Annotated in this window: 11 protein-coding genes; 6 read left to right on the plus strand and 5 right to left on the minus strand. The window is 37.4% G+C overall.

Features of this window, described 5'->3' with window-relative positions; all coding sequences use genetic code 11:
• A partial coding sequence (locus tag ACR2MV_RS05425; RefSeq protein WP_434020887.1) for a carboxypeptidase regulatory-like domain-containing protein occupies positions 1 to 2,615 on the minus strand: 2,615 nt, incomplete at its 3' end.
• Positions 2,616 to 2,657: 42 nt separating this feature from the next.
• Positions 2,658 to 3,503 carry a GLPGLI family protein gene (locus tag ACR2MV_RS05430; RefSeq protein ID WP_434020888.1) on the minus strand — a complete coding sequence of 282 codons (846 nt, stop codon included), beginning with the start codon at positions 3,501 to 3,503 and terminating at the stop codon, positions 2,658 to 2,660.
• A gap of 324 nt (positions 3,504 to 3,827) precedes the next feature.
• On the opposite strand from ACR2MV_RS05430, the gene ACR2MV_RS05435 reads away from it, so the two are divergent.
• On the plus strand, positions 3,828 to 4,673 hold the full coding sequence (locus tag ACR2MV_RS05435; protein WP_434020889.1) for a DUF4382 domain-containing protein: 846 nt from the start codon (positions 3,828 to 3,830) through the stop codon (positions 4,671 to 4,673).
• Between the two features lie 104 nt (positions 4,674 to 4,777).
• Positions 4,778 to 4,924 (plus strand): hypothetical protein, encoded by a 147-nt coding sequence (locus ACR2MV_RS05440; RefSeq protein WP_434020890.1) that lies wholly within the window; start codon positions 4,778 to 4,780, stop codon positions 4,922 to 4,924.
• 110 nt (positions 4,925 to 5,034) lie between these two features.
• Here the strand turns inward: ACR2MV_RS05440 and ACR2MV_RS05445 are convergent, their stop codons facing one another.
• Positions 5,035 to 5,529: a glycine zipper family protein gene (locus tag ACR2MV_RS05445; protein ID WP_434020891.1), complete on the minus strand. Its 495-nt coding sequence runs from the start codon at positions 5,527 to 5,529 to the stop codon at positions 5,035 to 5,037.
• Between the two features lie 198 nt (positions 5,530 to 5,727).
• On the opposite strand from ACR2MV_RS05445, the gene ACR2MV_RS05450 reads away from it, so the two are divergent.
• Positions 5,728 to 6,564, plus strand: a complete 837-nt coding sequence (locus ACR2MV_RS05450) for a hypothetical protein (protein ID WP_434020892.1) — start codon at positions 5,728 to 5,730, stop codon at positions 6,562 to 6,564.
• A 22-nt stretch (positions 6,565 to 6,586) separates the two neighbouring features.
• The gene (locus ACR2MV_RS05455) at positions 6,587 to 7,237 is read left to right on the plus strand and encodes a hypothetical protein (protein WP_434020893.1); all 651 of its coding nucleotides are present in this window, start codon (positions 6,587 to 6,589) and stop codon (positions 7,235 to 7,237) included.
• 7 nt (positions 7,238 to 7,244) lie between these two features.
• On the opposite strand, the gene ACR2MV_RS05460 is transcribed toward ACR2MV_RS05455, so the two are convergent.
• A complete protein-coding gene (locus ACR2MV_RS05460; RefSeq protein WP_434020894.1) occupies positions 7,245 to 8,873 on the minus strand; it encodes a hypothetical protein in 1,629 nt (542 codons plus the stop codon).
• A 121-nt stretch (positions 8,874 to 8,994) separates the two neighbouring features.
• Here ACR2MV_RS05460 and ACR2MV_RS05465 point away from each other — a divergent pair, with 121 nt between their 5' ends.
• On the plus strand, positions 8,995 to 9,813 hold the full coding sequence (locus ACR2MV_RS05465) for a hypothetical protein (RefSeq protein ID WP_434020895.1): 819 nt from the start codon (positions 8,995 to 8,997) through the stop codon (positions 9,811 to 9,813).
• An 87-nt stretch (positions 9,814 to 9,900) separates the two neighbouring features.
• Entirely contained in the window at positions 9,901 to 10,794 is an 894-nt protein-coding gene (locus ACR2MV_RS05470) for a DUF2268 domain-containing putative Zn-dependent protease (protein ID WP_434020896.1), read from the plus strand.
• A gap of 4 nt (positions 10,795 to 10,798) precedes the next feature.
• Here ACR2MV_RS05470 and ACR2MV_RS05475 read toward each other — a convergent pair.
• On the minus strand, positions 10,799 to 11,511 hold a 713-nt coding region (locus tag ACR2MV_RS05475; protein WP_434020897.1), incomplete at its 5' end, for an SDR family NAD(P)-dependent oxidoreductase.

Below are 11,511 nucleotides of genomic sequence, written 5' to 3' on the forward strand. Positions count from 1 at the left end.
AGCTTGGAATCAATATCTAATAAATTCGTTGCCACCAGTTCATATTCCCATTTGGCATCTCTGTCTTTTCTATAAGAAATCGAGGCATTCCATGTTTGAAAATCACCTGTATTCCCTCCTTCCAATATTTGACGTGTGTACGTGTAATCCGATCGTATGGTTACTGAATCCCAAATATAGGCATCGAAATCTATCGAAGGTGCATGTGTGAAAAAGGTAGTCGAATTAGTCCCTTGATTATTTGTGGCCACCCTGTAATTATATTTAATATTTACATTGGGTGCCTTTTTAAAATTAGTTCGTAAGCCTGGTGTATAGCTTTGATTAAAACTTGTATTAACAGATCTTCTCTCATCTATAAACTGATTTATTTTTGAATAATTCAGGTTTAAATTAAAAGAAGCTATCAGCTTTCCGAAAGTTCGCTGTACGCGTCCAAAAGCAGTGGCAGTTTCGTCCGCAAAATTTGAATTGAAAAAAGTACTGGTATTGATTACATTTTCAAAATAGGTGATGTTCCTGATCTGATCGATGTTTTTTGAATACGCAACCCTTGCAAAAACATTGGTATAATTAAACAAATTAAAACTGGAATAAAGCAGACTCAGGTTGTGAGCCAAGGCATTTTGTAATTCAGGTTCTCCAAATTGAATACTGCTAAAATCATTTAAAACCAAGCCCCTGGCTAATTTTGAAACATCTGTAAATTGATTCTGCATATCATACCTGAAGGTTAAGCTTTCGCTATTTTTAAACTGAATTCTTGTTTCAAAATCGGGCATAATTCTAAAAAAATCATCACTAAACTCCTCACCGAACTGGGTATTTCTATTCCCGTAAGAATGCACTGAAAGTCCCGGTGTGATGGTGAATTTTCCAACTTTTACACGATAATGTGCCCCGAGATAAATATCTCTGAAATTATATTCAACATCGTTAATAGCAAGTCCATCATTAAATTTTGGTATTGGGTAGAATTCTGTTCCATCATCCAGGAATTGAAACAGATTCGAATTGAATTGCTGCCTGCTTAAAATGGTACCAAGAGTCAGGTTGATATTGCTCTTCGGGTTAATGATATGATAATAATCCAGCTTTGCATCAAGTTGATTCGATTTTATGCGCCGCTCCTGGGCAATGTCATAATTCTCTTGATCCGGATCCAAACCGAGGGTATCAGCCGTAGGCTTATAATTCTCCTTATCTTCTAAAATTGCATTATAAAAAGGATCTTCATCACGCAGTAAATGCTGAGCTTCAAAAGCAAAGATATTTTTTTCATCCAGTGTGAAATAATAATTGATGTTTTGATTAATACTGAATGGAGTAGTCTCATCCAGTTGATATGTATTCCCTACAACAGACGATAACAGGTTCTGTACCTGAGAATCATCTGAAACGCGACCTAACACATCATAATCAAGCTGGTTACTCGCATTGGGCTGATAGGAAGCACTGAGTTTTAAGAGACCTTGATTAGATCGCTCCTGACTCGTTTGATCGGTTACTTCATTAGGAATCCCCAGGTCTGAATCGGTATATTGAGTGATGCTCTGTTGCTTTGAATCAATAAGATTGCTGTTAAAAATTGCGAATCCACTAATGTCTAAACTTCGTGAAGGAGACCAGCTAAAGTTTGACGCCCCAAGAATATTTTCAACGGAAAGCGCATTGTCCTGGCTCGTTAAAAAACTTAAATCATTATTTCCTAAACTTAAATTCGTACCACTCGCCCTACTTGGTGCCCTAAAACCTCCTCCAAATCCTCTTAAATCTCTTGGGGTAAGAACAACTTCCCCCACATTATTGATGTCTCCGATAAAATTAAAGGTGAATTCAGGAGAATAATAAAAGAGCTTTGGCTGCAACAAGTAGAGCCCTTGATCGTTGGAAGCATAGCCTGCTCCACCCTTGATATTCCCAAACCAGAAATTCTCTTTCCCTTCTTTTAATTTTATATTCAAGGCAACATTATCACTGTTATTCGTGACACTTTTCAACTGACTGACTTCGGAATAGTTGCGTAATACCTGAATCTTATCAACCGCATTTGAAGGAATATTTTTGGTGGCAATTTTTGTATCTCCATCAAAAAAATCCTTTCCATTGACCATTAACTTATTGACCACTTTTCCTTCCACTTCAATCTGACCCTCCTCATTGATCTCCACTCCTGGCAGTTTTTCCAGCACATCCTCCAATTTTCGTTCGGACCCATTCTTAAATGAGTCTGCATTGTAAACGATTGTATCTCCTTCTATGGTAACCGGCATTTCATAGGTTAATTCAACCTCATCCAATGCCTGATCCGGTTTTAAAATGAAATTTTTGCTGACATCAACTTCCTGAATGGTCATGATTTCTTCAAATCCCTCCATCCCTAAATAACTGACCTGAATTTTATAAGTGCTGTTTTTCTGTAAGACAATTGAAAAACTCCCTTTCTCATCCGTGATGGCATACGATTCTAAAGTACCTGTTTCCTGGTCTATCGCAATTACATTTGCCAAAGCAAGTACATTGCCGATACTATCCTTTACAACACCACTAAATTTAATTTGAGAAAAAGCCATATTCATTGAGCATAGCAACACAATAAAAAGTAGATTTTTCATGAGGATTGTTTGAAAGATTGATGAAAGCTGACTAAAATATAGTTAGTTACTTCTACTCATTTGCCGTCCACGATTATCTCTCATTTCTTGCATTTTAGCAGCAATGGTTTCCTGATATTCTTTTTTTGTCACCTCTTTTCCTTTATCAGGTGCTTCAATTTTAGATTTCTCTCCCGGATTCATGACAATTTTTGAACATAAAATAGTTGTATTACCAACATTAACTTCGAGGATCAATCCTGGCAGACCCCAGTATTCTAAGGGGCCTTGACTCAATGGAATCTGAGGCGAATACCAGGCAACAATCTCAGACATTTCTACTTCTGGCGCTGCAGCCACTCCATTGATCGAATCCGTTTTCTGCTCTTCTTTTTTTCTGAGGCTGCTCCATGAAAAATCATACCAGGTGAGATCGGAAGTTGGTATGGAAGCAGTCGCTTTAAAACACATATACTGTCCTATTTGCTTTGTTTCTTTACCGATTTTCCAGTCCAAGGATAACAAATCATCCTTGATCAAAAATTGTTTGCCATAAAACTCCTGTTTTTGCAATAAGGTTTTTGATTTTATATTTTTATACTGTTCTCCGGGTGTAAAATTTTTGCCCCAGCTATCTGTCGCGCCAGAGATCGCATCGATTTTCTCATCCTCTTTAAATACGGACTCTTCCTTATTAAAGGTTAGTATGTATGTTTTCTCCAACCTGTTTTTTAGTCGCTCCTGAATTTGCTTTTTTTGAGCCTCACTCATCGTTGCGCCCCACCTACCTAGTTCCATCGTAGATTTCGAAAAATAATATGCCTTTCCTTGAAAATCTTGCGCAGATATCAAGTTAGGTAACAGAACAAATACAATGAGAAGCGAAAATTTGCGTAGAAGGAATTGCATAAGAGAATGGTATTAGTTAAATTTTTGTCTAACAAATTTATGGTTTTTATTAGACAAAACTATCGTGATTGGGAAAAATTTAACAAAAAGATGAAATGCAAGAAGTCTATTATCGGATAAACAACTATTAAATTCGGGTATCCTGACAAGCTGTTATTAAGAATTTCTAAAGAACAAGAACCCGCCGAAAAAGAAGGCCCAAGAATAGTAATTCCTCTCTTCCTGAGGGATGTATTCCCAATCCGATGAACAAAAATTCCTAATGATTTCAGCTTAAGAATTACTTTAGAAATCAATAGTACTTTTATCGAAAATTCAATTGCTATGAAAAAAAATGTATTTATGATCGTGACACTTCTTGTCTCGATTTTAGGATTCCAAAGCTGTACGGATGATAATGAAACACCTGATGCCACATCGAGGCTTCAACTGCGATTGGTCGATGCGCCTGGAGACTATGAAGAAGTAAATGTTGAAATTATTGATGTGCTCTATAACAGCACCGAAGATGACTCAGGCTGGACGAGTATTGCTCCGGAAGGCTTCAGTCCAGTGATCGTAGATTTAACAGAATTGGTAGGCGGAAATGATCATTTATTAGCGGATGTCATCGTCCCTTCCGGAATCATGCAACAAATAAGATTGGTTTTAGGAGACAATAACACCTTGCTTATAGAAGGAGAAGAAGGTCCTGTGAACCTAGATACACCCAGTGCGCAACAATCCGGATTAAAACTGAAATTAAATACGGAATTAGAAGCTGGATATTCCTATACTTTCATTCTTGATTGGGATGTTCAAAAATCAATTGTAAAAGCAGGTAACTCAGGAAAGTACAATTTAAAACCGGTTATCAGAGTCATTGCCAATGTAAATTCGGGCTCTATATCAGGGAACGTGGTTGGAAAACCGATTGTAACTGATGGCACAGATGACCTTGTACCATTAAAAAATGCCATGGTAAGTGTCTATACAATTGATGGAGAATATGTTACAGGGACGTCCACCAATGAAAACGGGGATTTTATTGTTCGCGGACTCGATGGAGGAGATTATAAAATTAAAGTGGAACACCTCAACTATATTATTTTTGAATCAGATTCAATTGAGGTTAATGTTGGAGAGACGAAAGATCTTGGAACCATTGAATTGCTTGTACCTGTTTTTTAAACCCTATTCTGTTTAAATGATGTACGGTCGAAATCGATTTGACCTAAAAAAAGAAAGGAACTTTCTGAACAAACTATTTTGTGAAATTCTGCGTTATCTAAATTATGGATCAGGAAACTTTACATTTAATAGACAAATATCAACAACTGGATCAGCGTTTTTTTGCAACACTTAGCATCCAGGAACTTTTCGATTTAAGACATGACATGCTGCATCTAAAAAATAAGTTAGGTCAACTATTAGAGGAATAGAAGATATCCCTACCTCTTTCACTTAGGTAACAACACCATTTAAGTCCATAAAAAAACCTCAGAATCCAATGAATAGATGCTGAGGTTTTTTTAATTGATATACAAACTGTTTATTTCACAGAATAGCCTTTCGCTTCCATACAAGCAGAAAATGCTTTATTATAATCTGCCGCTAAGTCTGCGCTTGCATTGGCAGCAGCCTGATCATTCGATTGCTGTTTTTGAGCATCTCCTCCTTTTTTTGCTCCAATTCCTCTTGCTGCTCCAACTGTTGCTCCGATGGCAGCACCTTTTCCAGCGTCTCCGGCAATGGCTCCAACTGCCGCTCCACCTGCCGCTCCTCTGGCTGAACCACGAACCGCAGTTCCATCAGCAGAAGTATCCACCTGCTCTGATTGAACAACTGTGGGATTAATTGGGTCATAACCTGTTTGATTGATAGCCCACTTATAACATTCTGTCTCATCGGCATCCTGAGTTGCCTGATCTTGGTTGTTTGCCGGAAATACGTGCAGTCCTAAACTTTTCGATACATTTTGCGCACTCAAATTTTGCGCACTCAAACCAACAAGTATAATCCCTAAAACAAATACTACATTTTTCATCTTTATAATTTTGATGCAAATATAAGACACCTCAGGCTGAACTGCAACCATGCTCCTTTAAATTACCTTGGTATATCACCCGAATAAAAATGAATTCAATGATACTATTGAAATGATAAAACACCCCTTTAAGCCATAAATATTGCGAAATATTGAAATTATTCGGATATTTGAAGGTAGATATAACAATGAATCTCAATGATGACCAACCCTTATCGCTTTAAAAATCCACTTGGTTCTATATGCCAATGGTTGTATTTTCACTCCAATACATTATTATTCGTTTTTCTTCTCTTTTTCTATTTCTCTTCCATTGCCCAAGAAGATCAAAAACAAGAAAAATCATGGAATTTTACAGCAGCCCCTTACCTAATTTTCCCCAGTATGAATGGAGATGTGGGCTTGGGAAATCAACTTGTAAATGTTGATGCCAACCCCGGTGATATTTTTGAAAATTTAGATGGCGGTTTTATGTTCTTCATTGAGGCTTCAAAAGATAAATGGATCATTAATGTTGATTTTCTGTTTATGAATCTGGGGGCAAAAGGCACAACACCACTTCTTCAGCGAGATGCCAGAGTAGATCTTCAACAACTTGGATTAACTTTCAATGGAATGTATCAATTAAATAACTGGTTGTCTGCCGGTATCGGATTTCGTGTAAACTCAATTAATCAGAGTTTCAATATTCAGGCTTTGGCAGGCCCCGGACCCGGCGAAATCGAACTTCCTGAAATTGATCGATCCTTGAGCAATACATGGGTAGATCCCTTACTGGTTGCCAGAGCCATGACAAGGTTCAACGATAGTAGTTGGCGATTGGGAATGATTGCAGATATTGGAGGGTTCGGAATTGGTTCTGACCTTGCCTGGCAGGTAAACCCGTTTGTAGGTTATCAGTTTTCTAAATTATTTGAAATTGATCTGGCCTATCGTTGGTTGGCCATGGACTACAATACTGGAAAAGGACAAGATTATTTCTTATATAACATGGTGATCAGTGGACCTGAAATTGGATTCCTGTTTCATTTTTAAAACGAATAATAAAAACAATATGATGATGATTATAAAACTTAGAAACTTTGTTGTGCTCCTGGTATTTTTTGGAGCTGTTGTTGCGCAACCTGTTAAAGCCCAAGAAATGCAAGAGGTAATTTCTAATATGACAGAAATGCTCGATTTATCTGAAAAACAAGCTGTTCAGGTACAAACTTTACTAGTCCAGTACCGAGCGAATATGGATGGTGTTTTGTTGAAACATGAAGGAGAAGAAGAACCTGATGTAGGCGCCATGATTGGTGAAATAAGAGATCTACGTGATAATTATAGAAAAGACCTTCAGACCATTCTTTCCAAAGACCAGTACGACGCGTATCTCGCACAAATGGATACCATACTGTCCGACATGTTTAATGACCTGGCGGAGATTAGATTGATGGATATTCAAGATGATGCCGCTTTGACGGATGCACAAATGGAAAGCCTGGTACCAATTGTAGGGAACGGCTTGAAAAAAACAGTGCAGTTATTATTTGAAAATGCAGGTGGCAGACTTTCAGTCCCCAAGAAAATAAAAATCAGCAAAAGCCTTAAAAAAATAGAAAAAGAACAACGTGCCGGAATGGAAAATGTACTTACACCTGACCAATTACAGCTGTATGATGCTATAAAGGAGGAACAAAAACAAGCTCGTAAAAATAAAAAGTAGGAATTTATCAAAGGCCAACCGTAACACCTAAGAATAAAGATATCTCGTTAAGACTTGCACTTGCTGAGGTATCTTTTCTTCCATAAAGTGATTGATCAATGCTTGAAATATATTCTACGGGCTCTGTAAAGGAAACTATCTGCTGCATATTATTATTTCGCCCAAAAGTATATTGAATCCCAGTGATCACTTTAAAATTTTTCATTGAAAATACGGGACCTACAGACAGGTGGTATTTGTCCATATGAATCCTGTTCAATTCATTTTCATCTCCAAAAATGCCTAATTTATTTGTCTCAGCTACTGTAAAATCTGTTCGAAAACCACCCAATAGAAAAAAATCAGAAGATATAAATTGCTTCCACCCAATACCTACATTGGTAACTGATTTTGCTGCTGTTGTATAGGACATCACCGGGTTGTCAAAAATATCTTCAAACATATTTTCTGAACCTTTGTATGATACGACTGAATAGGGATCTATATTGTGAAAATACTCCGTGGTTAATGAAATAAAATTCTTTCTGCTCTTTGTAAAATACTGCAGGCCTAATGCTGCCGAAAACGGACTTTTTACATTGGCGCTGATTTTTTGATCGAATTCTAGATTGGATTCATTCGAAACAAAACTTCCTTGTTCATTGTCAAAAACATTACTGCGTATTGTAGACTTTCGTACGTCTCCTTCACCATATATATGAAGATTCGGTAAGGTAATATTTGCTCCGATACTAAATCTCTCATTGTCTGTTTTATACCTTGCACCAAACTTAAAAACAAAACTCAAATCCCAGTATTTTACCTCTTCCTTTAACTTATTTTCAGCAATATATCGAGGGATTAGCTGATCTTCCAACTGAACTGAATCTGTTTTTTGATAGGCGTCTGCATCTTGCTGATAGGTATATTTCATCGTCTTTACGGCTAAAAAAGTACTAAATCCAACAGATAAATTTTCTGACAACTCATATGAGAAACCTGCTCCCACCCAGATATCTTCATATTTTCTTGAATATTTTAAATATCCATCATAGTTCTCCAAGCCCAGCGTTCTTTCAATAATATCTACTTCATCCGTATGCTGTATGGTAAAATTCACCTCTTCTGATACCGGGGACAAAATTGCGGCTTCAATTCCAAATTTATTATTCTTGGTAGGAAAAACATAGGAGACAAATCGAGGTTGAACCTTAAAGATAAATTTATCCGTATTTATGCCTTCACCGGCTATATTTTCTCCTTTAAAAAATTGTAAGGACAACACGTTTGCACTTATTGATAATGAAGGTATGCTGTCATTATTAATTAAAGAAGGGTTATAAAACACCGATGAGGACCCGGCATTCCCCCCAACTACAGATCCCGCAAGAAGCACTGATGGTGTATTAAAATTCCAGGACCAATAATTGTCACTTTGGGCACGCATCTCAGCGCCACAGAACAGGGTAATTCCTAATAAAAATAATTGCGATTGCCTGAATAGATTATAAATTCGAAACAGCGCTGGTTTGGTATGCATTTTTGAGTGGTTGGATCTATCTAAAGTACTAAAAATTCTGCAACTGCTGATCTTTAAATTATGTCTCAAGGTCGTAAATTGCTCTACCCCTTTTTCAAAAAACAGAAATCGGAGCATGGACGATTATTAGCTCCGAAAAGAATTGAGGGCTCTTCGCAAAGTAATAAGTACCGTTGGTCCTTTATGCTTTGTATTTGCACCATCATCGTATTATATTTAAATATCCAAACCTTACATTATGAAGTGGGCCACTTTCATTGTTTTTCTTTGCATTCTTAATTCATCGCCTATTCAGGCTCAAAACACTGAATATCAATGTGCTGAGCAATATTTTTCTCATCATAAAATGTTAGGATATATGAGTGTTGTTCTTCCGCATTTTATCAATTATGATAGCTTAAATAAATCAAGGTTCAATATAAATTACAAAACCATTGTTGATCTGGTTGCGATTGGATTATTGATTATATCCACCATTTTTGTTGTTGTTACCCCACTTATTCTATTGTTTTTTTGGGTTTATTTTTCGCTTATTTATGTGAGAGAATACAGACACATATTTAGTATCAGGAAATGGCTGAGCAACAAAGGTCTTTTGAAAAACGAACATTATCAAAAAGAACTATGGCCTCGTTACAGAAAAGTATATTCTAATATGCTGGGCTTCGGCATCTCCATCATCGCCTATTCGCTTTTTGCTATTAATTTTATGTCCAGCAACTTTGATAGAATGGAAATAGCCCTTGTGGAATACCTGAGTTACCCTTTTAAGGTTTTAGGAAATTTAAAAACAATCACTTTAGATTCGGATTCGGTGCAAGCCATTGATATCGGCTTTTTATGGGATGAGATGTTTATTATAGTGATCCTGTCCTTTGTCTTTTATTTGGTGGGATGGTTGACCGGTTCTTTATTAGTGGATTACAGATTCCGGCTCCTCACTAAAAATAAGCCCGGAATTTCTAAAAACCCGGAAGCTAAGAAGGAAATGTTCTACCTTAAATTAAAAAAGGAATTGGAAAAAAATAATCAACTAAACACCGAACAGATCAATTGAAACGAGTCTAAATTTCAATTTTCCGGACCGGCAGCTTTACTCTTTTCTTTATCTTTAGCTCAATAACCTTTTTATCAAATCTCTTACATGAAAACTTTTCATTGTTCTTTAGTCTTGCTTGTCTTTCTATGTTCCTCTCTTTTATATGCACAAGAAAATTATTCTTCTAACCCCCTTGAGGCCCAATTTGTGACTGAAGATGTCGATCGTTTCTGGCAGGCCTTCGATCAATTGGATCATTCGGAAAACAATCCTTTTGAAGCCTATATCGAGCAAGGCACCCCGGGATTAAAAGGTTTTATAGATAATAGAATATTAAGTGCCGATTCACTATTGCTTATGGTGCATTCCAGAAAGGAAGATTATCTAAAATCAAGATTTCTTCTCGACGGACTTGAATCAAAAAGAAAAAGGATCAGAGCTATTTATGCCAGCATGAAATATTGGTATCCGGAGGCTGTATTCCCTCCAATTTATTTTGTGGTGGGTCGATTTAATTCGGGTGGAACTGTGTCAGAAGCGGGCGTCATATTAGGCTTGGAAAAACAGCAAAATCTGGATGGCTTACCTGGTTTGGTGGCCCATGAACTAATTCACTTTCAGCAAAAAAATCTCGGTAAAAACCCGGACTTATTATTTCAATGCCTGATTGAAGGAAGTGCTGATTTTATTGGCGAACTTATCTCAGGAGATCAAATAAACGGAGAAGCCTTTACATACGGGGAAGAAAACATAGAAGCTCTATGCCGGGAATTTGTAACGGTGATGAATCAAAACAGTTATAAGGACTGGCTCTATGGCACTTCAGGAAAGGACCAAAGACCGAATGATCTGGGCTACTGGATAGGCTATAAAATCACCGAAGCCTATTTTTTTAAACAAGAAGATAAGATAAGCGCTATCGAAGAAATATTGCTTCTTAAGGACCATGAAGCCTTTTTGAAAAGCAGTGGTTTCCTGGATAAATACCTTGTCGAATAGCGAATTAGTCCGGTGATGCTATTTGACCTGCTCTGGCATCAAGTCCAAAACTTTCCTGAACAGCGTCATACCACTGATCATCTGGAGCTGCATTCCAGTCCACCCACTCTTCATCTGTCATAGAGGCTCTCCAATCGAGGAATGGTATTGCATCAGGGCCTACAGGATGTCTTAGGTCCCAGGTGCCACTTTGAACCACATGTAAAATTGTATCGGCCACCAGGGTTGGAGAAGTTGGATGCTCTAGAGAAGCCCTGAACATGCCACCAAACCGAAAGGCCTGAGGATAGTTTGTATTTGGATCCGCATGCTGAATGGCGTTCGCCATATCTGTATTGATAATTCCGGGCTCAATAATTCCTACTCTGATATTAAAAGGCTTTACTTCTTGAGCTAAGGCTTCACTAAAGGCTTCAAGTGCAAACTTAGAAGCCGAATAAGGTGCAAGTGGAGAACTTGAAATATGACCAGCGACTGAGGCTATATTAATAATACAACCCTTTTTATTCTCTCGCATCAATGGAAGCACCGCCTTTACGCATCTGATAACACCGAAATAATTCGTTTCCATCACTTCTTTAAATACCGATAGGTCCATTTCTTCTATGGCTCCATGACGTTCAATCCCTGCATTATTAATGATTATATCAATGGCTCCGCAGTCATCTTGAATGATGTTCAAACAATCCACAACGGATTGATCATTATCGACATCCA

Origin of the sequence: Lutimonas sp. (genome assembly GCF_051011215.1) — a bacterium.
GTDB lineage: Bacteria > Bacteroidota > Bacteroidia > Flavobacteriales > Flavobacteriaceae > Lutimonas.